Below are 24,934 nucleotides of genomic sequence, written 5' to 3'. Positions count from 1 at the left end.
ATTCCCGGACCACGGACACGATCCGTCGGCGCCGGGTGCGGAGCGAAAGCGGGCGACCAGGGTGCCCACAACCGTTCGGGGTGCCCGGCTGAGCATGAGTTCTGGTGCCAGGACTCACTCCCGCTCGGTCAGTAGGAACGGGGCACAAGGGAACTAGTGCCCCTCACCTGGCGTTGACCAGTTCAGGGACGGTTCCCCTGCGGCATCATCGGGAGGGCGTACAGTGCACCGCCGGCATAACGGGCTGAAGACCGCCGTACTCCTCGGGGGACTGTCGGCGCTCATCATCCTCATCGGCAGCTTCTTCGGCCGGATGGGGCTGGTCATCGCGGTCTTCGTCGCCCTCGGGACGAACGCGTACGCCTTCTGGAACAGCGACAAGCTCGCCCTGCGGGCCATGCGGGCGCGTCCCGTCAGCGAGTTCGAGGCGCCGGGGCTCTACCGGATGGTGCGCGAGCTGTCGACCGCCGCCCGTCAGCCCATGCCGCGGCTGTACATCTCCCCGACCGAGGCCCCCAACGCCTTCGCGACCGGCCGTAACCCGCGCAAGGCGGCGGTCTGCTGCACGGACGGCATCCTGCGGCTGCTCGACGAGCGTGAGCTGCGGGGAGTCATCGGGCATGAGCTGAGCCATGTCTACAACCGCGACATCCTCATCTCCTCCATCGCGGGCGCGCTCGCCAGCGTGGTGGTGTTCCTGGTCAACTTCGCCTGGCTGATCCCCATCGGCCGGTCCGACGACGACGAGGGCCCCGGCTTCCTCGGGATGCTGCTGATCATGATCCTCGGCCCGCTCGCGGCCGCCATCATCCAGCTCGCGGTCAGCCGCTCCCGTGAGTTCGAGGCCGACGCGTCCGGCGCCCAGCTCACCGGCGATCCCCTGGCGCTCGCGAGTGCCCTCCGTAAGCTGGAACAGGGCACCCAGCAGCTCCCGCTGCCCCCGGAACCCCGGCTGGAGACCGCCAGCCATATGATGATCGCAAACCCGTTCGGGGGCGGGATCGGCATGGCCAGGCTCTTCTCCACCCACCCGCCCATGCGGGAGCGCATCGCACGACTCGAAAAGATGGCGGGGGAGCAACCGTGAAAACCATTCTGAACATCATCTGGCTCGTATTCAGCGGCTTCTGGATGGCCTGCGCCTATGTCCTGGCCGGTCTGCTGCTGTGCGTCACCATCATCGGCATCCCCTTCGGGATCGCCTCGTTCCGCATCGCGGGCTACGCCCTGTGGCCCTTCGGCCGCATGGCCGTCCCCCGCCGCGACGCGGGCGCCGCCTCCTGCGTGGGCAACGTCCTGTGGCTGGTCCTCGCGGGCTGGTGGCTCGCCCTCGGCCACATCATCACCGGCGTCCTGCTGTGCGTGACGATCATCGGCATCCCGCTGGGCATCGCCAACTTCAAGCTGATCCCGATATCCCTGACCCCCCTCGGCCACGACATCGTCCCCACGGACCAGCCCTTCATCGGCCGCTGACCCGGTCCCGGTCCCGGTCTCCGGATCCCGTTCAGGCCGCCGTAGCCGCCGCCGCGGCCTTGGCATCGCCGAGGGCGAGCAGGACCTCGCCCTGGTGCCCGCCAGCTCGTCCAGCGCCCGCCGGGGCCCGGCAGGGCCCCGGCGGGCGCTGGACGCGGCGTGGTCGCCTACCGGTAGTTGACGAACTGGATCGCGAAGTCCAGGTCCTTCCCCTTCAGCAGGGCGATCACGGACTGCAGATCGTCCCGGCTCTTCGAGGTGACCCGCAGCTCCTCGCCCTGCACCTGCGCCTTGATGCCCTTCGGGCCCTCGTCGCGGATGATCTTGGCGACCTTCTTCGCGTTGTCCTGCGAGATGCCTTCCTGCAGGGAGGCGAAGATCTTGTACTCCTTGCCGGAGGCCTGCGGCTCACCCGTGTCCAGCGCCTTGAGCGAGATCCCGCGCTTGACCAGCTTGGACTGGAAGACGTCGAGGATCGCCTTCACTCGCTCCTCGGAGTTCGCGCGCATCTCGATCCGCTCGCCCGACCAGTCGATCGAGGCCCCGACGTTCTTGAAGTCGTAGCGCTGGGAGATCTCGCGGCTCGCCTGGTTGAGCGCGTTGTCGACCTCCTGCCGCTCGACCTTCGAGACGATGTCGAAACTGGAGTCGGCCATCTTGAGTTGGCTCCTCGTACGTAGATCCGTCAGTGGCACGGCCCAGCGGGCCGTAAGCGCCAGCCTAGCCATCCCGGCCATGATCCAGAGGCGATCAACCGGGTGGCGGACCACCCCCGGGGATCAGGTATTGTTTACGTCGTTGCCAGGGAGCAGCGCCGCGGAAGCGGGGCACCTGGCCACATCCCAGGCGGTGTGCCCGAGTGGCCAATGGGAGCGGACTGTAAATCCGTCGGCTTAGCCTACCCAGGTTCGAATCCTGGCGCCGCCACGCTGGGAAGAACGGCCCCCGAGCTGCGATTTCGCAGCCGGGGGCCGTTGTCGTTCCCAGGACTTACGCTGAAACTGTCCGGACATCGAGGGCGGTGATCCCGGTATGGCCAGGTACGACCTCCGCACGCCCCGCCACCGCATCAGGCGGAGCAACGACCGGCATCAGTGGGAGAAGGACCGGGCGCGGCGGTCCCGGGCGGAGCGGCTGCGGACGGGGGCCACGGAGCGCGACACCGGGCTGGATGTGACCGATCTCGCCTTCCGTACCGAGTACCGCGCGGCGAAGGCCGACGAGGATCTGGCGGCGGTCTTCGGGGTGCCGGTGGGTACGCGGCTGCTGGAGCGGATGTACCGCACCAACTGCCGTGCGGAGGACGCCCCGTTCGCGCTGGTGCACTCGTATCTCGTCCATGACGTGGTGGCCGCCGACCCGCATCTGCTCGATGCCGCCAACGAGCCCTGGCCCGGCGGTACGCAGCACCAGCTCTACACGATCGGCGTCGAGCTGGACCGCGTGGAGGAACGGATCACGGCCCGCCCGCCGACCCCGGAGGAGGCCGAGGCGCTCGGTCTCACGGGGGGCGTCCCGCTGCTCCTCATCCGGAAGGTCTGTACCGACACCGGCGGCCGGGTGGTCGAGGTCTCGGATGTGCGGCTGCCAGGGGACCGAACGGAACTCGTCTTCACCACGCCCCTGACAAGGTGGTGACCATGCCAAACGTCATCACGGTCATCACCGCCGTCCACGCCCCCGGCGCCGGGCATCTCCCCGACGCCTACACGTCGTTGTGCCAGCAGGAGCTGCCGGACGGCTGGGAGTGGCGGTGGGTCGTCCAGGAGGACGGCGAGACCGACGCCGTACGCCCCTGCGTGCCCCACGACGACCGGATCAGCTTCGGCCAGGGCCGGGCCGGGCGGGCGGCCATGGCCCGCACGGTGGGGCTCTCCCGGGCCGAGGGCGCGTACGTGAAGGTGCTGGACGCCGACGACATGCTCACCCCCGGCGCCCTCGCCCGCGACCTGCGCGCGCTGGGCGACAACCCGGGGCTCGGCTGGGCCACCTCACGCGCCCTGGACCTGCTGCCCGACGGCTCCACCGCCGGGTTCGACGGCGACCCGCCACAGGGCCCGCTCGCGCGCGGCGCCGTCCTCGACCACTGGAAGGCGAACGACTACCGCGCCCAGGTCCACCCGGCGACCCTGTTCGTCCGCCGCGACCTGCTCCTGGCCCTCGGCGGCTGGATGGCCCTGCCCGCCTCCGAGGACACCGGGCTGCTGCTGGCCCTGAGCGCGGTCAGCCGTGGCTGGTTCACCGCCGAGACCGGCCTCCTCTACCGCAAGTGGCCCGGCCAGGTCACCAGCCAGCCCGCCCACACCGACGCGACCGAACGCCAGGCCCGCTTCAGGGTCATAGAGACCCGCGCCCGCGCCCTGGCGGCCATGGACGGCTGGCGGTACGAGGCCGACTGATCCCCGCCCTGTGCCTTTTGGCGCGGCCTGCCGGAGTGGATAGTTGTGCGTGTCCGTCACGGCCACTCCGGCAAGGAGTCCGCATGTCGCACCCTCTCCCCGGCCAGTCTTCCGAGAGCCCCGACGCGGACTCGGCTGCCGATGTCTCGCCGTCGGACATCATCAGCGAGACCCTCGCCCCGGGGTCCAGTCGCATGCCTTTTCGAAGCAGGGTGAGGACGATTTCATGGACTCTGCTGGTGGGGTTATCGATATGGCTCATTGCCGCGAATGGCGAAAAGTTCATCGACTGGATGTGGGCCGATGCGGAGGCGCGCCGGGACGACGCCATCGCGGAAAGGTCGGAAGAAGGAAAAGCGCCGTTCGTCTCGAAAGTCAGGTATGAAACCAAAATCCCAACGGAGCGGACGGTCGTATTCGATCGCACGCTCACGGCGGCCGAAGAGAACGAATTATTTGGCTTCGGGTTGAGGGATGAGGCGTCCAATGACCGCTTCGATGAGCTGATGGCTGCCCACCAAGCCCGCGACCTGCTGGTTCCCTCGTGGACCGCCCGGGGCGACGCCACGGTGTTCTACCTGGACTTCTTCAGCGACAGGGAGTCCGGGCTCGCCATCGTGGACATGCGTGCGGATGTAAAGAAGTGCACCCCTTCACCCGCCAAGACGGTGATCAAATTCCCGACACAGGGAGGTGGGCCCGTGGATGGAATCTTTTTCGATCTGGACAAGGGGAACACCTATCCGATCATCACCGACGAAGGCGACGAGCATCAGGGCGAGCCGTACTTCAAGTACAACAAGATCGACTTAGGGGGCGCGGCAACTCCGGGCACCCTGCGCGTCGAGGCGACGACGAGCCAGGGCCGCTGCGAGTGGGCGATCGACGTGACCTACAGCGACGCGGAGGGGGTGCATGTGCAGGAGGTGAAGAACGGGCGGAAATTCTTCGTCGCCGAAAGTGAGCCCACGGCCCCCGACCAGGAATACGTGTTCGACATCACGGGTGGTGGCAAATTCGTGGATTGCCGGGTGCGCGGTGAGGTCCCGGGATGCTGATGTGGCGCACGAGGGCGGTGCCGTGAACGGTCAGGGCAGCGTTTCGGCATCGACGCGGGAGAAGACCAGATCGCTCTCCTCGGTGACCGGCCCCCGCCACCGCACCGGCACCTTCGCCGCGTTCCGCAGCGCGGCCGGGTAGGTGGCCGCCGCGTAGTCGTTCGGCAGGTGGTACGGGTGGAAGCCGTGGGACGCCAGGACTTCCAGCAGCTCGTCCACGGATTCGCCCAGGTCGGCCATCCGCTGCGGGGTGACCTCGATGGTCAGCTCCGCGTCGGGGCGCAGTGTGGGGAGGAGGGGGGCCAGGCCTCGGACCACGCCGCCTTCCGCGCCCTCGACGTCGATCTTGATGACGCGGGCGCGCGCGATCTCGTCCTCGGTGAGGAGGTCGGGCAGCGGCCGGGCCGTGATGTCGAAGGTGGACTCGGCGGGGCCGTCGTAGGGGACGATGCTGTTCGCGCCCATGTTGCGGGAGCTGGCGAGGATGAAGGTCAGCAACTGTTCGCGATCGGAAACCGCGGCGTTGAGTGCGCGGATGTTGGCGCACGCGTTGCGCCGGGCGTGCCGCAGCAGGAGCTGGTGGAACGTCGGCGAGGCCTCGATCGCCACGACCGTGCCGCCGGGGCCCACGAGGCGGGACGCGAGGACGCTGTAGTAGCCGATGTTGGCGCCGACGTCCACGAACGCGTCACCGGGCCGCAGCCTGCGCTGGAGCCAGCGCGTCATATGCGGTTCCCAGACGCCGAAGAGGTACAGATACCGCTGGATGAGGTCCTGGGTGTCGACGGCGAGGGTGGCGCCGAAGCGGGTACGGGCCAGGCGGTGCAGGGGGCGGTCCCGCAGGGCGGCGTTGAGGTACCGCTCGACCAAGGCCCGCTTCCCGGCGCTCCAGGGCGCGTGGCGGACGTAGGCGCGGGTGAGGTCCAGGGCGGCCTCGTCGAGCCAGGGCATCAGTCGGGCCTCGGCATCAGGGGGACCTCAGCTTCAGGGGGCCTCGGCATCAGGGGGGACCTCCGGCTTCGGGCCAGGTGGGGCGGGCCGTCGAAGCATAGGCAAACGCCCGATCGCTGGCGACGGGGGATGCACCAGCGATCGGGCTGTTCCCAAGCGTAACGCGACTGCCCGGCTCAGGGTGCCGACTGGTCGGAATGAACGCCGAGTTGTGATCGTGATCACGCCCGGCGGACCCCGCCGTCAGCGCCCGGCGCCCCGCCGTCAGCGGTCGCACGGAGATTCGTACGAGAGCCGGGGCAGATACTCGTGCCATTTGTCGGGCGTCAGGACGCCCCGGGTCATCGAGCAGATGCGCCGGATCGCCTTGTCGACGTCCAGATCCCACAGCCGGACGGTGTCCGCGCCGCTCGACACCCCGAACATGCGGCTCTGCGGGCTGAAGGACAGGAAGTTGCCGACCTTGGCGTTGGGGCTCATCGACTGGCCGATGGGATCGGCCCGGGAGGGGACGGTGACGTTCCAGAGCCGGACCGCGTTGTCGTTGCCGCCGCTCGCCAGCGCGTTGCCGTCCCGGCTGAACGACAGCGAGACGATCGCGTCGGTGTGCCCGGTGAGCGGGCGGCCCAGCCGGGTCACCTTCCCGGGATCCGCGATGTTCCACAGCCGGACCGTGTTGTCGTCGCTGCCGCTGGCCAGCGTGTCGCCGTCCGGGCTGAAGGCGAGCGCGTTGACCGGCCCCAGGTGCCCCGTGAGCGGCGCGCCCCGCAGCACGGCGTGACGCCGGGCGGTCAGCTTCCACAGCCGGATGGTGTTGTCCGCGCTGCCGCTGACGAGGGTGCGGCCGTCCGGGCTGAAGTCGAGGGCGTTGACGTAGCCCTTGTGGCCGGTCAGCGGCGCGCCGAGGGGGCGGACGTGCGCCGGGTCATGGACGTCCCACAGCCGGATCGTACGGTCGTCGTACACGGTGGCCAGCGTCCGCCCGTCCGGGCTGAAGGCCAGCGCGCCCGCGAACCGGGACCGCAGCTCGATGGGCGGCCCGGCGGAGACGGGACGGGCCGGGTCGGTGACGTTCCACAGCCGCACCGTGCGGCCTCCCGCCATCGCCGCGAAGATGCGGCCGTCGGGGGAGAAGACCGGCTCCCGCACCGCGCCCGCGCCGGGCTTGAACGGCTTGCCCAGCAGCACCGGACGGGTGGGTTCCGACACGTTCCACATCCGGATCTTCTCGTCGCGCGCCGCCGTGGCGAGCACCCGCCCGTCCGGCCGGAACGCCCCGACCCGGCCGATCATGTCCGACGTCGGGATCGACCACAGGCGGACCATGTTGTCGCCGGTCCCGGTGGCCAGGGTCCGCCCGTCCGGGCTGAAGCCCAGGGCGTACATCTCACCGCTGCTCCCCGCCAGCGGCTCGCCGACCTGCGACGGGTACGCCGGGTCCTGGACGTTCCACAGGCTCGCCGTGGAGTCCTGGCTGGCGACGGCGAGCATGTTGCCGTCCGGGCTGAAGGCCACGGACCAGATGGGGCCGGTGTGGCCGGTCAGCGGCGAGCCCAGCGGCTCCACGCGGCGCGGATCGCCGACGTCCCACAGCCGGACGGTGTTGTCCGCCGCGCCGCTGGCGAGGGTGCGGCCGTCCGGGCTGAACGCCACGGAGTGGATCAGGTCGGTGTGGCCGGTCAGCGCCTTGCCGAGCCGCTTCGGATGCCGCGGATCGGTCATGTCCCACAGCCGGATCGTGCCGTCGTCGCCACCGCCCGCGAGCGTCCGCCCGTCGGGGCTGAACGCCACGGAGCGCACGGCGGCGGTGTGGCCGGTGAGCGTGCCGAGCGGCTTCGGCCGCCGCCGGTCGTCCATGTCCCACAGCCGGACCTCGCGGTCCTCGGTGGCGGCGGCCAGGGTCCGCCCGTCCGGGCTGAAGGCGAGCAGGTAGATCGTGCCGTCATGGCCGGACAGGGGCGCGCCCAGCGCGCGCGGGTGGGCCGGGTCGGTGACGTCCCACAGCCGGACCGTGCCGTCGTCGCCCGCGCTGGCGAGCGTACGGCCGTCCGGGCTGAAGACCGCGCTGCTCACCCAGCTGGTGTGGCCGGTCAGCGGCTTGCCGAGCGGTTTCGGGTGGGTCGGGTCGCTGGTGTCCCAGAGCCGGACGGTCCGGTCGTAGGCGGCGGTGGCCAGGGTCCGGCCGTCCGGGCTGAACGAGGTGAGATAGACGGCGCCGGTGTGGCCGAGCAGCGGGGTGGCCAGGGGCGCGTTCACGATCGAGATCAGCCGGTTCCGCGTACTGTCGTCGTCCGGCCGCAAGCGGTGCGCCACCAGGGCCAGCTGGGCGGAGAGCGACGGATCCCGGTACTCGAAGCGGTCGGCTTCGGTGACCACCTGCTCGAACACCGCGTCGTCCCGCTGCTGCCACGCGACCACCGCCGCGCCGACGGCCACCATCGCCAGGACGATCAGCGTCGCCACCGCGCCCCGGCTGAGCCAGATGATGCGCTTGCGCAGCCGCACCGAGGCGGCCAGGAACTCCACCGCGCTGCGGGTCAGCAGGGTGTCCCCGGCGGACTTCGCCCAGGTGTGGGCCTGCTCCAGCCGGGAGCCCCGGTAGAGCAGCGACGGGTCGCGGTTCATGCCCTCCCAGGCCCGGCCGTCCTCCTCCAGGCGCTGGCGCAGCAGATGGTCGTTGCGGCCCTCGTCGATCCAGTCGCGCAGCCGTGGCCAGGCGTGCAGCAGCGCCTCGTGGGTGATCTCCACGGTCTCCGCGTCGAGGGTCACCAGCCGGGCGCGGACCAGCGCTTCGAGCGATTCCTCCGTCTTCCCGGGCTCCGTCGACTCCTCCGACAGCTGGCGCCGCGTCCCCCGCCTGCGGGTGGCCTGGGTGTCCTCGCCCAGCCGCACCAGCCGCAGCAGGAGCAGCCGCGCGGCCGTGCGCGCCGCGGGGTCGAGGCCGGACCAGGCCCGCTCGGCCGTCGCGGCCACCGCGCCCTGGATGCCGCCCGCCGCGCGGTAGCCCGCCAGGGTCAGCCGCCCCGCCTTGCGGCGCTGCCAGGTGGCGAGCAGGGCGTGCGAGAGGAGCGGCAGCACGCCCGCGTCGGAGGTGCCCCGGGGGCCGTCGGCGCTCACCTCCCGGACGATCAGCTCGGCCAGCCCCGGTTCGAGTTCCAGGCCCACGGCCTTGGCCGGGCCGGTCACCGCCTCGCGCAGCTCGGCGGCGGTCAGCGGGCCGAGCACCATGTGGCGGTGCTGGAGCGCGTCGGCCAGTTCGGGGTAGGCCAGGCACTGTTCGTAGAAGTCGGCGCGGATGCCGAGGACGACGAGGACGGGCGCCGGGCCGCCGGGTTCGCCGGGTTCGCCGGGTTCGCCGGGCTCGGCGGGCGAGCACGCGGCGTGCAGCAGCTGGATGAACGTACGCCGGTCCGCCTCATCGGTGGCGAGGGTGAACGCCTCCTCGAACTGGTCCACGATGACGACCGGACGGGCCGCGCCGGACGTCTCGCGCTCCGCCCACGCCGTGACGGCCTCCCGCACCGCGCGCGCGAACCGTGGCGTATCAGCCTCCTCCCCGGTGCGGACGAGGCCCGCGAGCTGGGGGATGCGGCGGGTCAGCTCCGCGAGTGGATCGCCGCCCGGCGCCAGCTGGAGGACCTCCCGCGCCCGGCCGTCCCCGCCGCCCAGCGCGCCGCTCTCCAGCGCGGGCACCAGTCCGGCGTTCAGCAGCGAGGACTTCCCCGCCCCCGAGGCGCCCACGAGCATGACCAGGCCGCCCGTCTGCTCCGCCGCGCCCAGCTGGGTGACGAGCGCCTCCGTGCTGCGCTCCCGGCCGAAGAACCACCGGGCGTCCTGCTGCCGGTACGCGGCCAGCCCCCGGTAGGGGCACACCGCGCCGGGGACGGACGGGGCGTCGGCCGGGGGCCGTTCCTCCTCGTCCGCCGCCGCCGGGGGGCGCATCCCGACCGGGTCGGCCACCGCGCGCTCCCACAGGCGCTGCCACTGGCCCATGTCGTACAGGCCGGTGGACACCGGCGCGGGCCGCAGCCGCCGTGCGTCGGGTATGAGTACGTGCAACACCGCCGCGAGCGCGGCGAACTGAGCGGGTACGTTCTTGGCACGCCGCCAGTCGCTGATCCGCTGAGCGGAGACCCGTACGGGCCGCCCCCGCTCGTCGGTCCGCTGGAGCCGGACGACCGCGTCGGACACGCTCTTGAGGGGAGGGTTGCCGGCCTCCCGGTACAGCAGCGCGAGACGTTCCGCGAAGGCCGTGCGTACCCCTGAGTCGGAACTCAAGGTCTCCACTCCCTACTTCCCCCACGCCTGGATATCCGGACCGGAAAACTCACTTTATACGGATGACCTGCGACGAAGGCCGTGCTCCCGAACCGGTATCTCCTCGGCGGAAGGCGTAGCTGGCAGGATCACAGCCCAGCAGCTCTCCCGAGATCCGCACCCGAACACGGGGGGGGTGCGGATCGGCACCGCCCCACCGTTCGGCACCGGTCCCCGCGTGGGGAGGGACCGGCGCCGGACGCTGTGGGGCACGCGGGGCGGGGGCGGTGCGCGGTGTGCTGACGATCGGACATGCGTCGATCCCAGGGCCGCCGCCGCCGAAAGGCAAGGGGGTAGGCCGGAATTCCGGCCATGATGACCGGAATCGCGGCCTCAGACCGTCCGGTCCCTGTCGGCTCGGTCGGCCTTGTCGGCCTTATCAAAGTTCAGCTCCAGCATCCGGATCGCGTTGCCGCGCAGCAGCTTGTACGTGGTCTCCGGTGACAGGCCCGCGACATGCTCGGCCGCGACCCGCTTGGTGTGCGGCCAGGTGGAGTCCACGTGCGGGTAGTCGGTCTCGAAGGTGGCGTTGTCCACCCCGACCGTGTCGAGCGAGGCGACGCCGTGCCGGTCGCGGAAGAAGCAGCAGTAGATCTGCCGGTAGTAGTACGTGGACGGCGGCTCCGGGATGAGGTCCCGCACGCCGCCCCACGCCCGGTGCTCCTCCCAGACGTCGTCCGCGCGCTCCAGGGCGTAGGGGATCCAGCCCATCTGGCCCTCGGCGTACGCGAGCTTCAGCCGAGGGAACCTCACCAGGACGCCGCTGAAGAGGAAGTCCATCATCGAGGCCATCGCGTTGTTGAAGCTCAGCGAGGCCTGGACGGCGGGCGGGGCGTCCGGGGAGGCGGCGGGCATCTGCGAGGACGAGCCGATGTGCATGCACACGACCGTCCCCGTCGCCTCGCACTCGGCGAAGAACGGGTCCCAGTAGCCGCTGTGGATGCTGGGCAGGCCGAGGTAGGTGGGGATCTCGCTGAACGTCACGGCGCGCACGCCCCGCGCCGCGTTCCGGCGGATCTCCCGCACGGCCAGCTCGACGTCCCACAGCGGGATCAGGCACAGCGGGATCAGCCGCCCGCCGCTGTCACCGCACCACTCCTCCACCATCCAGTCGTTGTACGCCCGGACACAGGCCAGCCCGACCTCCTTGTCGTCCGCCTCGGCGAACGTCTGGCCGCAGAAGCGGGGGAAGGTCGGGAAGCACAGCGAGGCCTCGACGTGGTTCATCTCCATGTCCGCGATCCGGGCCTTGGGGTCCCAGCAGCCGCGGCGCATCTGCTCCCGGGTGATGCCCTCCAGGGTCATCTCGTCGCGCGAGAAGCCGACGGCCGCGATGATCCGCTTGTACGGGAACAGCCCGCCCTCGTACTCCCACCAGTCCGTGAGCGGGCCGTCCGGGTCGGTCGTGATGCGGTACTTGCCGCCGACGTACGCCAGTTCCCCGATCCCGGCCGTCAGCGGCTTCGGCCCCCGGTCCCGGTATTTGGCCGGGAGCCAGGTCTCGAAGAGATGGGCGGGCTCGATCACATGGTCGTCCACGCTGATGACCATGGGCAGCTCGGTCGCGCCGGTCGTCTCGCCCGTCATGGCGTCATCTCCCCGATGTCTCCCCGATAATCTGACGGTCCGTCAGATTGCAGAGTAGAGGCGACCGACTCAGGCAACAAGAGGCATCAGGCGCGCGTAGGGGCGCGGGCTCGATCCGCCCGCGCCCCTCGCCGCACTCCGTCCCGTCAGCCCCCGTTCGCGGCCGCGCGCACCGCCTCCGCCACCGGCGTGGAGCCGCCCAGCAGCTCCAGGGTGCGGCCCGCCGTGCGGGGTTCGTCGAGGAGGGCGGCCAGGACGGCGGCCACGTCGTCGCGGGTCACCTCGTCCCGGCCGGTGTGCTCGGCCAGCCGCACCAGACCCGTACCCGGGTCATCGGTGAGGCGGCCCGGGCGCAGCACGGTCCAGTCGAGGGCGCCGCGCGCCCGGACGTCGTCGTCCGCGGCCCCCTTCGCGCGCAGGTAGGCGGCGAAGACCGGGTCCGTACCGGGCGGGGGCTCGTTCCCCGCGCCCATCGCGGACACGCTGAGGAACCGCCGTACGCCCGCCCGCTCGGCCGCGTCCGCGAACAGCACGGAGGCCCCGAGGTCGACGGTCTCCTTGCGGGCGGCCCCGCTGCCGGGGCCAGCCCCGGCGGCGAAGACCGCCGCGTCCGCGCCCTCCAGATGCTTGGCCACGTCGTCCACGGAGGCCGATTCGAGGTCGCAGACGACGGGTTCGGCACCCGCCGCCAGCAGGTCGCCCGCCTGTTCCGGCTTGCGGACGATGCCCGCCACTTCGTCTCCGCGCGCGGAGAGCAGCCGCTCCAGCCGCAGCGCGATCTGTCCATGTCCACCAGCGATGACAATGCGCATGATCCCGACCGTACGCCCCCCGGACTACGGCTGCGCGTCGCCGTCCGGGGGGCGGGACTGGGGGCGGGACTGGCGGGGGAGGTCGAGGGCGACCGCGGCGGCCGAGTCGCAGTACTCCCGTACCGCGCTGGTGCGGGCGACCACCCGCCCGTCGTGCACCACGACCCGGCTGTACCCGAGCGACAGCACCCCCGCGAGCCCGTCGCCGCGCACCGCCAGCAGCTCCGCGGGGAACCCGGCCTCCACCCGCACCTCGGGCAGCCCCAGCGCGGCCCGCGCCCGCGCGCAGACCGCGTCGTAGGCCTCCGCGGGGCCCAGTTCGCCCCGCGAGGCCAGCAGATAGGCGGCCTCCAGGGGATCGCCGCGCCCCACCGGGTTCACGGTGTCGCGCAGGGCGCCGCTCCCGGCGGCCACCCGGACGCCCGCGGCCCGCAGCAGCCGCACCGGCGCGCATCCGGCCACGCGCGCCCCCTGCTCGCCCCGGTCCTCCAGTCCGACGCAGTCGCCCTGCGGCAGGCAGACCACGGTGACGCCCGCGGCCGCGAGCCGGTCGGCGATCCGCCCCGCGACGTCCCGCGGCAGCCGGGCCAGCCCGCCGCAGGGGCCGATGGTGACGCCGGGCCGCAGGCCCCCGGCCATCGCCGCGAGCCGGGCCAGCCGGGCCGGGTCGTCACCGTCCGTGTGGAGGTCGACGGCGCAGCCGGTGCGGGCGGCGAGGTCGAGGAGGGCCTCGGCGTGACCGGTCGGGTCGGGGTCGAGGTCGGGGCAGCCGCCGATGGCGGAGGCGCCCATCCGTACGGCGTCCCGCAGCATCGCGAGCCCGTCCGCCCCGGCCGCCCCGGTCAGCACCCGCGCCACCGCGACCGCGCCGAGGTCGATGAGCCCGCGCAGGCTGTGCCGGGCCTCCAGGACCGCCTCCAGGGAACGCAGACCGTGCACCCCGCCGATGCGCACATGGGTGCGCACGGCGGTCGCCCCGTGGCCGAGGTGGAGCAGGGCGGCCTCGGTGGTGCGGCGCTGGACGTCCTCGGCGGCGTACGGGACGGGGCCCGCGATGTCGGCCGTCAGGGCGGTGTCGCAGTGCGCGTGCGGTTCGGCGGGGGCCGGGAGCAGCAGATAGCCGCCGAGGTCGAGCCGGGGCCCGGGGACCAGGCTCCCGGTCGTGCCGACCGCCTCGATCCGCCCGCCGCTGAGCCGTACGTCCACCGTGCGGCCGTCGGCGAGCCGGGCGCCGCCGAGGACCAGCGCGGTGGGCCCGCCGGCCGCCCCGCCGTCGTTGCCGGAGGGCTGCTGCTGATGGCTCTCGGGCGGCTGGCTCTCGGGCATCGCACTCCTGGGGCGGCGCAAGATCACGCGGGGGCGAACCGAGCCTAGGACCAGGGGGCTACGGCTTCGCGGAGGAGCCGAATAGTCGTACCGGTGTGGTGCGTGAGCACGCTGTGTCGCACGGGGTCGCCCTGGGCCGATACGGATTTCACCTTCGGCGGCCGAGCGTGTAATGTCTTCATCGCTCGCCCCAATAGCTCAGTCGGCAGAGCGTCTCCATGGTAAGGAGAAGGTCTACGGTTCGATTCCGTATTGGGGCTCTGATGTGTGAGGCATCCCGTTCGACTCCGGTCGAGCGGGGTCCTGATCGCATCGAAGCGGTGTAGCTCAGTCGGTAGAGCAAGCGGCTCATAATCGCTGTGTCACCGGTTCAAGTCCGGTCACCGCTACACACAGTAGCCGATTGTGGGGTCGGTCCTCCGGTCGGCTACTCTTTACTGCGTTCTCCAGTCCTATCCGTTCGTCAAGGAGCACTCAACGTGGCTGCCACCGACGTCCGCCCGAAGATCACGCTGGCCTGCGTGGAGTGCAAGGAGCGGAACTACATCACCAAGAAGAACCGGCGTAACGACCCGGATCGTCTTGAGATCAAGAAGCACTGCCCGCGTTGCAACGCGCACACCGCGCACCGCGAGACGCGATAGCAATAAACTCTCATTCGAGGCCGCCCCCACTAGCGGGGGTGGCCTCGTTTCGTTAGTCATCAACCGCAGGAGGTGCCGAGGCGATGGCGCTTGATCCGTCTTTCGTCGGGCGGACCTACCCGCCCACCGACCCGTATGAGGTCGGCAGGGAGAAGATCCGCGAATTCGCCGAATCGATCGGCGAGACCAACCCGGTCTACACCGATCCGGAGGCGGCCAAAGCGCTCGGCTACTCCGATGTGATCGCCCCGCCCACGTTCGTCTTCGCGATCACCTTCAAGGCCGCACGGCACCTGGTCGTCGGCGACCCGCAGCTCGGCCTGGACTTCAACCGGGTGGTGCACGGCGACCAGAAGTTCACGTACACCCGGCCCATCGAGGCGGCCGACCGGCTCACCGTCATCACCAGGATCGACGACATCAAGTCCCTCGCGGGCAACGATGTGATCCTGATCAGCGGTGAGGTGCGCGACGCCGCGGGCGAGCACGTGGTCACCGCGATGACGAAACTGGTGGCGCGCGCCGCCGAAGCGGAGGAGAGCAGATGAGCGCCAAGATCTCGTACGACGCCGTCGAGGTCGGCACCGAACTTCCCGCGCAGATCTTCCCGGTGAACCGCGCCGACCTCATCGCGTACGCCGGTGCCTCGGGCGACTTCAACCCGATCCACTGGAACGAGAAGTTCGCCAAGGAGGTCGGCCTCCCCGACGTCATCGCCCACGGCATGTTCACCATGGCCTCGGCGATCCGCGTGGTGACCGACTGGACCGGCGACCCCGGGACCGTCGCCGACTACGGTGTGCGCTTCACCAAGCCGGTCGTCGTCCCGAACGACGACAAGGGCGCGCTCATCGAGGTCGCCGCCAAGGTCGCCGCCAAGCTGGACGACGAGGCCCGCACCGTCCGGGTGGACATCACGGCGACCAGCGAGGGCCAGAAGGTGCTGGGCATGGCCCGCGCCGTCGTCCGGCTCGCGTAATTCCCCGGGGCCCCCACCGCCCCCGGCGCCGCGCCGGGGGCGCCCCCGTACTCTGGAGCGCGTGCAGGAACTCCATGACGCCCCCCTCGCCCCCCTCACCACCTTCCGCCTCGGCGGCCCGGCCACCCGGCTGATCACGGCCACCACGGACGACGAGGTGATCGCCGCGGTCCGCGAGGCCGACGCGACCGGCACCCCGCTGCTGCTGATCGGCGGCGGCAGCAACCTGGTCATCGCGGACAAGGGCTTCGACGGCACCGCCCTGCACATCGCGACCACCGGCTTCACCCTCGACGGCACCCGGCTGGAGCTGGCCGCGGGCGAGAACTGGTCCGACGCCGTGGCCCGTACGGTCGAGGCGGGCCTCGCCGGAATCGAGTGCCTGGCCGGAATCCCCGGCTCCGCGGGCGCGACGCCGATCCAGAACGTCGGGGCGTACGGCCAGGAGGTCTCCGCCACCCTCACCGAGGTGGTCGCCTACGACCGCCGCGCCGACGCCGTCGTGACGATCCCCGCCGCCGACTGCGACTTCTCCTACCGCCACAGCCGCTTCAAGGCCGAGCCGGACCGCCACGTCGTGCTGCGGGTCCGCTTCGAGCTGGAGGACGCGGGCGGGGCGTCCGCGCCCATCAAGTACGCCGAGACCGCCCGGGTGCTCGGCGTCGAGGTGGGCGACCGGGTGCCCGCCGACACCGCCCGCCGGACCGTGCTGTCGCTGCGCGCGGGCAAGGGCATGGTGCTCGACCCCGAGGACCACGACACCTGGTCCGCGGGATCGTTCTTCACCAACCCGGTGCTGACCGAGAGCGCGTACGAGGCCTTCCTGGCCCGCGTCGCCGACCGCCTCGGCCCGGACACCGCGCCGCCCGCCTTCCCGGCGGGGGAGGGGCGGATCAAGACCTCCGCGGCCTGGCTGATCGACAAGGCGGGCTTCACCAAGGGCTACGGCACCGGCCCGGCCCGCATCTCCACCAAGCACACCCTCGCGCTCACCAACCGCGGCGAGGCCACCACCGAGGACCTGCTGGCGCTGGCCCGCGAGGTGGTGGCCGGGGTCGAGGAGGCGTTCGGCGTACGGCTGGTCAACGAGCCGGTGACAGTGGGCGTGAGCCTCTAGCCGTGGTCAGCTCCCTCACGGTGAGGGAGCTGCCAGCCAGTTGTCGATCCCGGCCAGCAGCCGCGCCCGGACATCCTCCGGCGCCGCCGACCCCCGCACCGACTGCCGCGCCAGCTCGGCCAGTTCCTCGTCGCCGAACCCGTGGTGCTCGCGCGCCAGCTGGTACTGGGCCGCCAGCCGCGACCCGAACAGCAGCGGGTCGTCGGCGCCCAGCGCCATCGGCACCCCGGCCTCGAACAGGGTGCGCAGCGGTACGTCCTCGGGCTTCTCGTAGACCCCGAGCGCGACGTTGGAGGACGGGCACACCTCGCAGGTCACCCCTCGGTCGGCCAGCCGGGCGAGCAGCCGCGGGTCCTCGGCCGCGCGCACGCCGTGGCCCACCCGGGCCGCGACGAGGTCGTCCAGGCAGTCGCGGACGCTGCCGGGCCCCGACAGCTCCCCGCCGTGCGGGGCGGCGAGCAGCCCGCCCTCCCGGGCGATGGCGAAGGCGCGGTCGAAGTCGCGGGCGAAACCGCGCCGCTCGTCGTTGGAGAGCCCGAAGCCGACCACCCCGCGGTCCGCGAAGCGCACCGCGAGCCGGGCCAGCGTGCGGGCCTCCAGGGGGTGCTTCATGCGGTTCGCGGCGACCAGGACCCGCATCCCGAGCCCGGTGTCCCGGGAGGCGCTGTCGACCGCGTCCAGGATGATCTCCAGGGCCGGGATCAGCCCGCCCAGGCGCGGGGCGTACGAGGTGGGGTCGACCTGGATCTCCAGCCAGCCGGAGCCGTCCGCGACGTCCTCCTCGGCGGCCTCGCGCACCAGCCGCCGGATGTCGTCGGGCTCCCGCAGACACGACCGCGCGATGTCGTACAGCCGCTGGAAGCGGAACCAGCCGCGCTCATCGGTCGCCCGCAGTCTCGGCGGCTCGCCGCCGCTCAGCGCCTCGGGCAGGTGGACGCCGTACTTGTCGGCGAGTTCGAGGAGCGTGCCGGGGCGCATGGAGCCGGTGAAGTGCAGATGCAGATGCGCCTTGGGGAGCAGATGTACATCACGTGCCATCTGCAGATTTTGCCGCACGTCCGGACCCGCCGGTACCGCTTTCGCCGAACGTGGGCTTGCCCGTACATGAATCCGGGGCAGGGCGGGGCGCGTACGAGAGCGGGCGCCCAGCCGTGGCCGGGCGCCCGCTCTCGTTGAAACAGTCGGGAAGCGCTGCTCAGGCGCGCGCCTCCGCCAGCAGCTTCTGGACCCGCGAGATGCCCTCGACGAGGTCCTCGTCGCCCAGCGCGTACGACAGCCGCAGGTAGCCCGGTGTGCCGAACGCCTCACCCGGCACCACGGCGACCTCGGCCTCTTCCAGGATCAGCGCGGCCAGCTCGACGGTGGTCTGCGGCCGCTTGCCGCGGATCTCCTTGCCGAGCAGCCCCTTGGCCGACGGGTAGGCGTAGAACGCGCCCTCCGGCTCCGGGCACTCGATGCCGTCGATCTCGTTGAGCATGCGCACGATGGTGCGGCGACGGCGGTCGAACGCCTCGCGCATCGTGGCGACGGCGTCGAGGTCACCGGAGACGGCGGCCAGGGCGGCGGCCTGGGCGACGTTGCTCACGTTGGACGTGGCGTGCGACTGCAGGTTGGTCGCGGCCTTCACCACGTCCTTCGGGCCGATGATCCAGCCGACCCGCCAGCCGGTCATCGCGTACGTCTTCGCGACACCGTTGACCACGACGCACTTGTCGCGCAGCTCGGGCACCACCACGGGCAGCGAGTGGAACGTCGCGTCGCCGTAGACCAGGTGCTCGTAGATCTCGTCGGTGAGCACCCACAGCCCGTGCTCGGCGGCCCAGCGGCCGATCTCCTCGATCTGCTCGCGGCTGTAGACCGCGCCGGTCGGGTTGGACGGCGAGACGAAGACCAGCACCTTGGTGTGCTCGGTGCGGGCGGCCTCCAGCTGCTCGACGGAGACGCGGTAGCCGGTCGTCTCGTCCGCGACGACGTCCACCGGGACACCGCCGGCCAGCCGGATCGACTCCGGGTAGGTGGTCCAGTACGGCGCGGGGACGATGACCTCGTCGCCCGGGTCGAGGATCGCGGCGAACGCCTCGTAGATCGCCTGCTTGCCCCCGTTGGTCACCAGGATCTGGGACGCCTCGACCTCGTAGCCGCTGTCGCGCAGCGTCTTCGCGGCGATGGCGGCCTTCAGCTCGGGAAGCCCGCCGGCCGGGGTGTACCGGTGGAACTTGGGGTCACGGCAAGCCGCCACCGCCGCCTCGACGACATAGTCGGGCGTCGGGAAGTCCGGCTCGCCCGCGCCGAAGCCGATCACCGGGCGCCCGGCGGCCTTGAGGGCCTTGGCCTTGGCGTCGACGGCGAGGGTGGCGGACTCGGAGATGGAACCGATCCGGGCCGACACCCGTCGGTCGGTCGGGGACTGTACGGGGGGAGTAGCAGCGGTCATGGAAGCATCGTCGCAGACGGGCGAAAAGGGCGGTACACGGGTTTAACGAGACTCACACAAGTCTCCTGTCGGAACCCGATCGGAACCCGAGCGGAAACCTGTCCGAAGGGCGTGGGCGCTTCTCGTTCGACGCCTGGCCGTCAAGCACGTACACTCAACCGTCGTTGGCCGCTCAACTGACGTATCCGACCCGCACACTCCGTGCAGCGGGATGGATGCGGTAGGTTGGGGGTTGCCGCAAAGGGTCGTAGCTCAATTGGTAGAGCACTGGTCTCCAAAACCAGCGGTTGGGGGTTCAAGTCCCTCCGGCCCTGCTACACGCACTTGATCGTCAGGGTGCGTGCATGCGTACGCAAGGACAAGCACCGCTGTGCGGCCGGGCCGGACGCGGCACGGCCACGACCCGGATTCAGGTGAGGACGAGTGACGGAAGCCCTTGGCTCCACCGCGACGCCTGAGAGCGGTCGTCCCGACGAGGACGAGGTGGCGACCAAGAAGGGCCGCCGTGGTGGCAAGCGCGCGAAGAAGGGGCCGTTCGGCCGCCTCGCGCTGTTCTACCGCCAGATCATCGCCGAGCTGCGCAAGGTCGTCTGGCCCACCCGCAGCCAGCTGTCGACGTACACCAGCGTGGTGATCGTCTTCGTGCTGATCATGATTGGCATCGTGACCGTGATTGACTATGGGTTCAACAACGCCATCAAGTACGTCTTTGGCTGAGATCCCGCGAAGGGCGGCCGTGTCCCGGCAGCGCCCTTTCGCACGTTCCACCCCTTGAAGCCAGGAAGAAGCAGCCACCGTGTCTGACCCGAACCTGAACGACGCCGCCGAGCCCGTCGAGTCCCGTGAGGACGAGCTCGACATCGTCGAGGCGGCGGACTCCGACCAGGCTGAGGCCGCTGACGCCGCGGCGGGCGAGCCCGCCGAGGAGGCCGCGCTGCACGTCGAGGACGAGGCCGAGGCCGTCGCAGAGGTCGCCGAGGACGAGGAGGCCGAAGAGGCCGCCGTCGAGGTCGACCCGGTCGAGGCGCTCCGCGAGGAGCTGCGCGGGCTGCCCGGCGAGTGGTACGTGATCCACACCTACGCGGGCTACGAGAAGCGCGTGAAGGCGAACCTGGAGCAGCGTGCCGTCTCGCTGAACGTCGAGGACTTCATCTACCAGGCCGAGGTCCCCGAAGAAGAGATCGTCCAGATCAAGAACGGCGAGCGCAAGAACGTCCGCCAGAACAAGCTCCCGGGCTATGTGCTGGTGCGCATGGACCTGACGAACGAGTCCTGGGGCGTCGTGCGGAACACCCCCGGTGTCACCGGCTTCGTGGGCAACGCCTACGACCCGTACCCGCTGACCCTGGACGAGATCGTCAAGATGCTCGCCCCGGAGGCCGAGGAGAAGGCCGCCAAGGCCACCGCCGAAGAGGGCGGTGCCCCGGCGCCCAGCCGCAAGGTCGAGGTCCAGGTGCTGGACTTCGAGGTCGGCGACTCCGTCACGGTCACCGACGGCCCGTTCGCCACGCTGCAGGCCACGATCAACGAGATCAACGCCGACTCGAAGAAGGTCAAGGGCCTGGTCGAGATCTTCGGCCGGGAGACCCCGGTCGAGCTGAGCTTCGACCAGATCCAGAAGAACTGACGCTTCTTCCCCCACCCTTCCGACAGGTCAGGCGGGCCCTTCCGGGGCCCGTCTGACCTGCTCGGTTTTAAGCCGCGCATCCATACCCGTTATCGTTGTGCGGTATGCCTCCATCCGGATGACCGGATCAGGAGGCGGACCACCTCTCACTAGGACCCGGAGAGAGCATGCCTCCCAAGAAGAAGAAGGTCACGGGGCTGATCAAGCTCCAGATCCAGGCCGGCGCCGCGAACCCGGCCCCGCCGGTCGGCCCCGCGCTGGGTCAGCACGGCGTCAACATCATGGAGTTCTGCAAGGCCTACAACGCCGCGACCGAGTCGCAGCGTGGCATGGTCATCCCGGTGGAGATCACGGTCTACGAAGACCGTTCCTTCACCTTCATCACCAAGACTCCGCCGGCCGCGAAGCTGATCCTCAAGGCCGCGGGCGTGGAGAAGGGCTCCGGCGAGCCGCACAAGACCAAGGTCGCCAAGATCACCCGCGACCAGGTCCGCGACATCGCCACCACCAAGATGCCCGACCTGAACGCCAACGACCTGGACGCCGCCGAGAAGATCATCGCCGGCACCGCCCGTTCCATGGGCATCACGGTCGAGGGCTGACAGCCACCCCGTAGCACCACCGTGGCAGGACCAATGCGCGGTCCGGACCACGACTCCGAACTCAATCTTCAGGAGCAGAGTTGAGCAAGCGCAGCAAGTCCCTCCGCGCTGCGGACGCCAAGATCGACCGGGAGCGCGCGTACGCCCCGCTCGAGGCCGTCCGTCTCGCCAAGGACACCTCCCCGAGCAAGTTCGACGCGACCGTCGAGGTCGCCATGCGCCTGGGCGTCGACCCGCGCAAGGCCGACCAGATGGTCCGCGGCACCGTGAACCTGCCGCACGGCACCGGTAAGACCGCCCGGGTCCTGGTCTTCGCGACCGGTGACCGTGCTGCGGCCGCGGAAGCCGCTGGCGCCGACATCGTCGGCTCCGACGAGCTGATCGACGAGGTGTCCAAGGGCCGCCTGGACTTCGACGCCGTCGTCGCCACCCCGGACCTCATGGGCAAGGTCGGCCGCCTCGGCCGGGTGCTCGGTCCGCGTGGTCTGATGCCGAACCCGAAGACCGGCACCGTCACCCCGGACGTGGCCAAGGCCGTCACGGACATCAAGGGCGGCAAGATCGAGTTCCGCGTCGACAAGCACTCCAACCTGCACTTCATCATCGGCAAGGTGTCGTTCGACGAGGCGCAGCTGGTGGAGAACTACGCCGCGGCGCTCGAGGAGATCAACCGTCTCAAGCCGTCCGCCGCGAAGGGCCGCTACATCAAGAAGGCGAGCCTGAGCACGACGATGGGCCCCGGCATCCCGCTGGACGCCAACCGCACTCGCAACCTGCTGGTCGAGGAAGAGGCCGTCTGAGCCTCTTCCTGACCGGAACCGCCGGGCCCCCGCACCTCGTGAAAGGTGCGGGGGCCCGGCGCGTTGGTGTCGTTGTCCCTCGGTAGGGTCATGAACCGACAGTCGTAAAAGGCAAATAAGGGGGAACCGTGCGCGGTACTCATGTGGGCGTGCGATGCGTGATCGCGGCCTGTGGCGTTGTTCTGATGGCCGGGCTCACCGCGTGCGGGAGCGACGGCAAGTCCAGCGACGACAAGGCGGGCGACAAGGGCGGCAACGGCGGCCAGTCGGTGGGCAGTCCGCTGGCCGCGCTGAAGCTCGCCTCGCAGCGTACGGACCAGCAGCACTCGGCCAAGGTCGAGGGCAGCACTCAGAACGGTCCCATGAACATGGACATGACCGGCTCGATGGACTGGTCCGACGGCATGCGCGCCGACATGGTCCTCACGCAGAAGGGCGGCGCCAGCTCCTCCACGCCCGGCGGCGGCGCGCCCATGAAGGCCCGCTACACGCCGGACGCGATGTTCGTGAACCTGGGCCAGAGCGTCCCGTCGCAGGCCACCGGCGGCAAGAGCTGGATCAAGTACGACTACGACGCCTTCGCCAAGCAGACTGGCGCCTCCGGGGCCTTCCTCAAGGACCAGATGCAGAACAACAACCCGTCGCGCTCGGTGCAGCTGCTGATGGCCTCGGGCAAGGTGAAGAAGGTCGGCTCGGAGAGAGTCAAGGGCGCCGAGGCCACCCACTACACCGGCACGGTCGAGGTCTCCGAGCTGGCCAAGATGCAGTCCAAGGACCTGAGCAAGTCGGACCTGGACGCCCTGCAGCAGCAGATGGAGCAGTCCGGCATGAAGACCGAGACCATCGATCTGTGGATCGACAGCAAGAACCTGCTGGTCAAGAAGCGTGAGCAGGCCAAGAGCAAGAGCGGCGTCTACGACTCGACGGTCTTCTACTCGGACTACGGCACCAAGGTCACGGTCGAGGAGCCGGCGGCCACGGAGACCGTGGACTTCCAGGAGCTGCAGGGTTCGCAGCAGTAGCTGATTTGCCCGGCCGAGGCCCGTTCGCGTAATCTGCTGCAGAAGCCCAAGACCGCTGGTTGTCGCTGTGTCTCCGCAAGGGGAGACGGCGGCTGAAGGATCCGCTAGCTGCGGACGACCCGCGCAGGTGAATGTGGTGAGAACTCCCGAACGGGCCCTTGGTCCGTGTGGTCGAGTCACGCCCCGTGCGCCTGCGCCGGGGCGTTTTCGTGTTGTTCAGCCTCCTTCCTTCAGGCCGTAGCGGTCCTCATCACCTGGAAGGAGGCCGAGGCTCATGGCGAGTCCCGACAAGGTCGACGCCGTCGACGAGATGCGGGAGAAGTTCCGCACCTCGAACGGCGCCGTTGTGACCGCGTACACCGGTCTCACCGTCGCACAGCTCCAGGAGCTGCGCCGTTCGCTCGGTGAGAACGCCCAGTACCGTGTGGTGAAGAACACGCTGACCAAGATCGCGGCCAACGAGGCCGGGATCAACCAGCTCGACGACCTGTTCACGGGTTCGTCGGCCGTCGCCTTTGTGACCGGGGACCCGGTCGTGGCGGCGAAGGGTCTGCGTGACTTCGCCAAGGACAATCCCGCCCTTGAGATCAAGGGTGGCGTGCTCGACGGCAAGGCGCTGTCTGCCGACGAGATCAAGAAGCTCGCGGACCTCGAGTCCCGTGAGGTGCTGCTCTCCAAGCTGGCGGGCGCCATGAAGGCCAAGCAGTCCCAGGCTGCCGCGCTCTTCCAGGCCCCGCTCTCGAAGTTCGTCCGCACCGCGGAGGCGCTTCGGGCCAAGGCTGCCGAGCAGGGCGGTGCCGGCGAGCCGGCTCCCGCCGAGGCCGAGGCCGCCGAGTAATTCGGCCCCGGTCGCAGCGGGCCCGGAAGAAGCCCGCCACCATTTTCATCCGGCACCTGCCGAACTAGTGGAAGGACCGCCACCATGGCGAAGCTCACCCAGGAAGAGCTGCTCGAGCAGTTCGAGACCCTGACCCTCATCGAGCTCTCCGAGTTCGTGAAGGCGTTCGAGGAGAAGTTCGACGTCACCGCTGCCGCTCCGGCCGCCGTCGTCGCCGCCGCCCCGGGTGCCCCGGCCGCCGAGGCCGAGGAGGAGCAGGACGAGTTCGACGTCGTGCTCACCGGCGCCGGCGACAAGAAGATCCAGGTCATTAAGGTCGTGCGTGAGCTGACCTCGCTGGGCCTGAAGGAGGCCAAGGACCTCGTCGACGGCACCCCGAAGCCCGTCCTCGAGAAGGTCTCCAAGGAGGCCGCGGAGAAGGCCGCCGAGTCCCTCAAGGGCGCCGGCGCCTCAGTCGAGGTCAAGTGATCTCACGGGTCGGATGACCCGCTGTGCCGTGAGGGCGATCACCCGTTGGGGTGGTCGCCCTTCGGTGTTCTTGTGACGGCTACGCTGACTTTCCGGTTCCGGCAGGTATGGTGATCTTCGTTGCCCGTCGCCACGCCCTGTGACGATCTCGCCGGAGTGGGGGGCCTTGACGAACGGCACGCAGCGCGCAATTCTCGGGACGCGACGTCACACCGATCCGTAAGTCCGAGGCATGGATCGTCGGCGAAGCGGGCAGTATCGATATGCGCTGGCGAAGCGCGGGACTGCCGATCAGGCGGGTGAAGGACAACGAGGGGCGAGGCCTCTCACCGGAGGGAGAGATTGGCGCTGCCGGTCTCAGAAACTCGGCGCTGGACATCAGTGTGCCAAGTGGCTACACTGACCCTTTGCGCTGCCTGTTAGCTGCTCCCTGCCCGTCACCAGGGGCATACCCACCTTTGAGCACTGCCGATGAAA

General features: G+C 70.4%; 23 protein-coding genes, 4 tRNA genes and 1 pseudogene. 20 read left to right on the top strand and 8 right to left on the bottom strand.

The genetic code is table 11. The features are described from left to right. The first annotated feature begins 223 nt into the window (after positions 1-223). Positions 224-1,087 carry a zinc metalloprotease HtpX gene (gene htpX / locus ACWC5C_RS13515; protein ID WP_450875546.1) on the top strand — a complete coding sequence of 288 codons (864 nt, stop codon included), beginning with the start codon at positions 224-226 and terminating at the stop codon, positions 1,085-1,087. Continuing rightward, positions 1,084-1,476 carry a YccF domain-containing protein gene (locus tag ACWC5C_RS13510; protein ID WP_385440638.1) on the top strand — a complete coding sequence of 131 codons (393 nt, stop codon included), beginning with the start codon at positions 1,084-1,086 and terminating at the stop codon, positions 1,474-1,476. Before htpX ends, ACWC5C_RS13510 begins: the two co-directional genes overlap by 4 nt. A 167-nt stretch (positions 1,477-1,643) precedes the next feature. On the opposite strand, the gene ACWC5C_RS13505 is transcribed toward ACWC5C_RS13510, so the two are convergent. After that, positions 1,644-2,132 (bottom strand): YajQ family cyclic di-GMP-binding protein, encoded by a 489-nt coding sequence (locus ACWC5C_RS13505; RefSeq protein ID WP_385440632.1) that lies wholly within the window; start codon positions 2,130-2,132, stop codon positions 1,644-1,646. 189 nt (positions 2,133-2,321) lie between these two features. On the opposite strand from ACWC5C_RS13505, the gene ACWC5C_RS13500 reads away from it, so the two are divergent. The 4 genes and pseudogenes from ACWC5C_RS13500 to ACWC5C_RS13485 all read left to right on the top strand — a co-directional run bounded on the left by ACWC5C_RS13500 (position 2,322) and on the right by ACWC5C_RS13485 (position 4,933). Beyond that, positions 2,322-2,403, top strand: a tRNA-Tyr gene (locus ACWC5C_RS13500). A gap of 120 nt (positions 2,404-2,523) precedes the next feature. Next, positions 2,524-3,114, top strand: a pseudogene (locus ACWC5C_RS13495) (UTRA domain-containing protein); the annotation flags it as partial. A gap of 2 nt (positions 3,115-3,116) precedes the next feature. Next, on the top strand, positions 3,117-3,875 hold the full coding sequence (locus tag ACWC5C_RS13490; protein WP_450875545.1) for a glycosyltransferase family 2 protein: 759 nt from the start codon (positions 3,117-3,119) through the stop codon (positions 3,873-3,875). Positions 3,876-3,958: 83 nt separating this feature from the next. Next, positions 3,959-4,933, top strand: a complete 975-nt coding sequence (locus tag ACWC5C_RS13485) for a hypothetical protein (protein ID WP_450875544.1) — start codon at positions 3,959-3,961, stop codon at positions 4,931-4,933. Positions 4,934-4,963: 30 nt separating this feature from the next. Here the strand turns inward: ACWC5C_RS13485 and ACWC5C_RS13480 are convergent, their stop codons facing one another. The 5 genes from ACWC5C_RS13480 to ACWC5C_RS13460 form a co-directional block, all read right to left on the bottom strand. Further along, complete coding sequence (locus ACWC5C_RS13480) at positions 4,964-5,884, bottom strand: FkbM family methyltransferase (RefSeq protein ID WP_450875543.1); 921 nt, start codon at positions 5,882-5,884, stop codon at positions 4,964-4,966. A gap of 264 nt (positions 5,885-6,148) precedes the next feature. Further along, positions 6,149-10,171: an nSTAND1 domain-containing NTPase gene (locus tag ACWC5C_RS13475; protein ID WP_450875542.1), complete on the bottom strand. Its 4,023-nt coding sequence runs from the start codon at positions 10,169-10,171 to the stop codon at positions 6,149-6,151. A 363-nt stretch (positions 10,172-10,534) separates the two neighbouring features. Further along, positions 10,535-11,788 carry an amidohydrolase family protein gene (locus ACWC5C_RS13470; RefSeq protein ID WP_450875541.1) on the bottom strand — a complete coding sequence of 418 codons (1,254 nt, stop codon included), beginning with the start codon at positions 11,786-11,788 and terminating at the stop codon, positions 10,535-10,537. Between the two features lie 146 nt (positions 11,789-11,934). After that, a complete protein-coding gene (locus tag ACWC5C_RS13465) occupies positions 11,935-12,600 on the bottom strand; it encodes an SDR family oxidoreductase (RefSeq protein WP_450875540.1) in 666 nt (221 codons plus the stop codon). Between the two features lie 24 nt (positions 12,601-12,624). Then, on the bottom strand, positions 12,625-13,926 hold the full coding sequence (locus ACWC5C_RS13460) for a hydrolase (protein ID WP_450875539.1): 1,302 nt from the start codon (positions 13,924-13,926) through the stop codon (positions 12,625-12,627). A 187-nt stretch (positions 13,927-14,113) separates the two neighbouring features. On the opposite strand from ACWC5C_RS13460, the gene ACWC5C_RS13455 reads away from it, so the two are divergent. From ACWC5C_RS13455 to ACWC5C_RS13430, 6 genes are all read left to right on the top strand, one after another. Further along, positions 14,114-14,186: transfer RNA gene (locus ACWC5C_RS13455), tRNA-Thr, on the top strand. 56 nt (positions 14,187-14,242) lie between these two features. After that, positions 14,243-14,315, top strand: a tRNA-Met gene (locus ACWC5C_RS13450). Between the two features lie 90 nt (positions 14,316-14,405). After that, positions 14,406-14,570 (top strand): 50S ribosomal protein L33, encoded by a 165-nt coding sequence (gene rpmG, locus ACWC5C_RS13445; RefSeq protein ID WP_009715907.1) that lies wholly within the window; start codon positions 14,406-14,408, stop codon positions 14,568-14,570. Positions 14,571-14,653: 83 nt separating this feature from the next. Continuing rightward, positions 14,654-15,118, top strand: a complete 465-nt coding sequence (locus ACWC5C_RS13440) for a MaoC family dehydratase N-terminal domain-containing protein (RefSeq protein ID WP_009715906.1) — start codon at positions 14,654-14,656, stop codon at positions 15,116-15,118. Further along, entirely contained in the window at positions 15,115-15,549 is a 435-nt protein-coding gene (locus ACWC5C_RS13435) for a MaoC family dehydratase (protein WP_450875538.1), read from the top strand. Before ACWC5C_RS13440 ends, ACWC5C_RS13435 begins: the two co-directional genes overlap by 4 nt. Before the next feature lie 61 nt (positions 15,550-15,610). Then, positions 15,611-16,666, top strand: a complete 1,056-nt coding sequence (locus tag ACWC5C_RS13430; RefSeq protein WP_450875537.1) for a UDP-N-acetylmuramate dehydrogenase — start codon at positions 15,611-15,613, stop codon at positions 16,664-16,666. A gap of 15 nt (positions 16,667-16,681) precedes the next feature. Here the strand turns inward: ACWC5C_RS13430 and ACWC5C_RS13425 are convergent, their stop codons facing one another. Both ACWC5C_RS13425 and ACWC5C_RS13420 read right to left on the bottom strand, forming a co-directional pair. Beyond that, positions 16,682-17,704, bottom strand: a complete 1,023-nt coding sequence (locus tag ACWC5C_RS13425) for an adenosine deaminase (RefSeq protein ID WP_450875536.1) — start codon at positions 17,702-17,704, stop codon at positions 16,682-16,684. A 157-nt stretch (positions 17,705-17,861) separates the two neighbouring features. After that, positions 17,862-19,100: a pyridoxal phosphate-dependent aminotransferase gene (locus ACWC5C_RS13420; RefSeq protein WP_385440610.1), complete on the bottom strand. Its 1,239-nt coding sequence runs from the start codon at positions 19,098-19,100 to the stop codon at positions 17,862-17,864. A gap of 241 nt (positions 19,101-19,341) precedes the next feature. Between ACWC5C_RS13420 and ACWC5C_RS13415 the strand changes: the two genes are divergently transcribed. From ACWC5C_RS13415 to rplL, 8 genes are all read left to right on the top strand, one after another. Beyond that, positions 19,342-19,414, top strand: a tRNA-Trp gene (locus ACWC5C_RS13415). A gap of 109 nt (positions 19,415-19,523) precedes the next feature. After that, positions 19,524-19,817, top strand: a complete 294-nt coding sequence (gene secE, locus ACWC5C_RS13410; protein ID WP_009715901.1) for a preprotein translocase subunit SecE — start codon at positions 19,524-19,526, stop codon at positions 19,815-19,817. A gap of 79 nt (positions 19,818-19,896) precedes the next feature. After that, positions 19,897-20,727 (top strand): transcription termination/antitermination protein NusG, encoded by an 831-nt coding sequence (gene nusG / locus ACWC5C_RS13405; protein WP_385440608.1) that lies wholly within the window; start codon positions 19,897-19,899, stop codon positions 20,725-20,727. A gap of 167 nt (positions 20,728-20,894) precedes the next feature. Continuing rightward, entirely contained in the window at positions 20,895-21,329 is a 435-nt protein-coding gene (rplK, locus tag ACWC5C_RS13400; protein WP_385440605.1) for a 50S ribosomal protein L11, read from the top strand. A gap of 80 nt (positions 21,330-21,409) precedes the next feature. Beyond that, the gene (rplA, locus tag ACWC5C_RS13395; RefSeq protein WP_450875535.1) at positions 21,410-22,129 is read left to right on the top strand and encodes a 50S ribosomal protein L1; all 720 of its coding nucleotides are present in this window, start codon (positions 21,410-21,412) and stop codon (positions 22,127-22,129) included. A gap of 185 nt (positions 22,130-22,314) precedes the next feature. Further along, positions 22,315-23,151 carry a hypothetical protein gene (locus ACWC5C_RS13390; protein ID WP_450875534.1) on the top strand — a complete coding sequence of 279 codons (837 nt, stop codon included), beginning with the start codon at positions 22,315-22,317 and terminating at the stop codon, positions 23,149-23,151. A 274-nt stretch (positions 23,152-23,425) separates the two neighbouring features. Further along, entirely contained in the window at positions 23,426-23,989 is a 564-nt protein-coding gene (gene rplJ / locus ACWC5C_RS13385; RefSeq protein ID WP_450875533.1) for a 50S ribosomal protein L10, read from the top strand. Positions 23,990-24,073: 84 nt separating this feature from the next. Continuing rightward, positions 24,074-24,457, top strand: a complete 384-nt coding sequence (rplL, locus tag ACWC5C_RS13380) for a 50S ribosomal protein L7/L12 (RefSeq protein ID WP_450875532.1) — start codon at positions 24,074-24,076, stop codon at positions 24,455-24,457. The last annotated feature ends 477 nt before the right edge of the window (positions 24,458-24,934 follow it).

This window comes from Streptomyces sp. NPDC001700 (assembly GCF_053596435.1).
Note: the sequence above shows the minus strand (reverse complement) of the source record. Positions and strands in the feature narration are given on the sequence as shown.

Bases quoted from the DNA above. Each gene is read 5' to 3' on its own strand.
- ACWC5C_RS13420 (WP_385440610.1), bottom strand. From the start codon at position 19,100: ATGACCGCTGCTACTCCCCCCGTACAGTCCCCGACCGACCGACGGGTG.
- ACWC5C_RS13425 (WP_450875536.1), bottom strand. From the start codon at position 17,704: ATGGCACGTGATGTACATCTGCTCCCCAAGGCGCATCTGCATCTGCAC.
- ACWC5C_RS13465 (WP_450875540.1), bottom strand. From the start codon at position 12,600: ATGCGCATTGTCATCGCTGGTGGACATGGACAGATCGCGCTGCGGCTG.
- ACWC5C_RS13470 (WP_450875541.1), bottom strand. From the start codon at position 11,788: ATGACGGGCGAGACGACCGGCGCGACCGAGCTGCCCATGGTCATCAGC.
- ACWC5C_RS13460 (WP_450875539.1), bottom strand. From the start codon at position 13,926: ATGCCCGAGAGCCAGCCGCCCGAGAGCCATCAGCAGCAGCCCTCCGGC.
- rplK (WP_385440605.1), top strand. From the start codon at position 20,895: ATGCCTCCCAAGAAGAAGAAGGTCACGGGGCTGATCAAGCTCCAGATC.
- ACWC5C_RS13480 (WP_450875543.1), bottom strand. From the start codon at position 5,884: ATGCCCTGGCTCGACGAGGCCGCCCTGGACCTCACCCGCGCCTACGTC.
- rplJ (WP_450875533.1), top strand. From the start codon at position 23,426: ATGGCGAGTCCCGACAAGGTCGACGCCGTCGACGAGATGCGGGAGAAG.
- ACWC5C_RS13490 (WP_450875545.1), top strand. From the start codon at position 3,117: ATGCCAAACGTCATCACGGTCATCACCGCCGTCCACGCCCCCGGCGCC.
- ACWC5C_RS13440 (WP_009715906.1), top strand. From the start codon at position 14,654: ATGGCGCTTGATCCGTCTTTCGTCGGGCGGACCTACCCGCCCACCGAC.
- ACWC5C_RS13390 (WP_450875534.1), top strand. From the start codon at position 22,315: ATGGCCGGGCTCACCGCGTGCGGGAGCGACGGCAAGTCCAGCGACGAC.
- ACWC5C_RS13505 (WP_385440632.1), bottom strand. From the start codon at position 2,132: ATGGCCGACTCCAGTTTCGACATCGTCTCGAAGGTCGAGCGGCAGGAG.
- ACWC5C_RS13435 (WP_450875538.1), top strand. From the start codon at position 15,115: ATGAGCGCCAAGATCTCGTACGACGCCGTCGAGGTCGGCACCGAACTT.
- ACWC5C_RS13485 (WP_450875544.1), top strand. From the start codon at position 3,959: ATGTCGCACCCTCTCCCCGGCCAGTCTTCCGAGAGCCCCGACGCGGAC.
- rplL (WP_450875532.1), top strand. From the start codon at position 24,074: ATGGCGAAGCTCACCCAGGAAGAGCTGCTCGAGCAGTTCGAGACCCTG.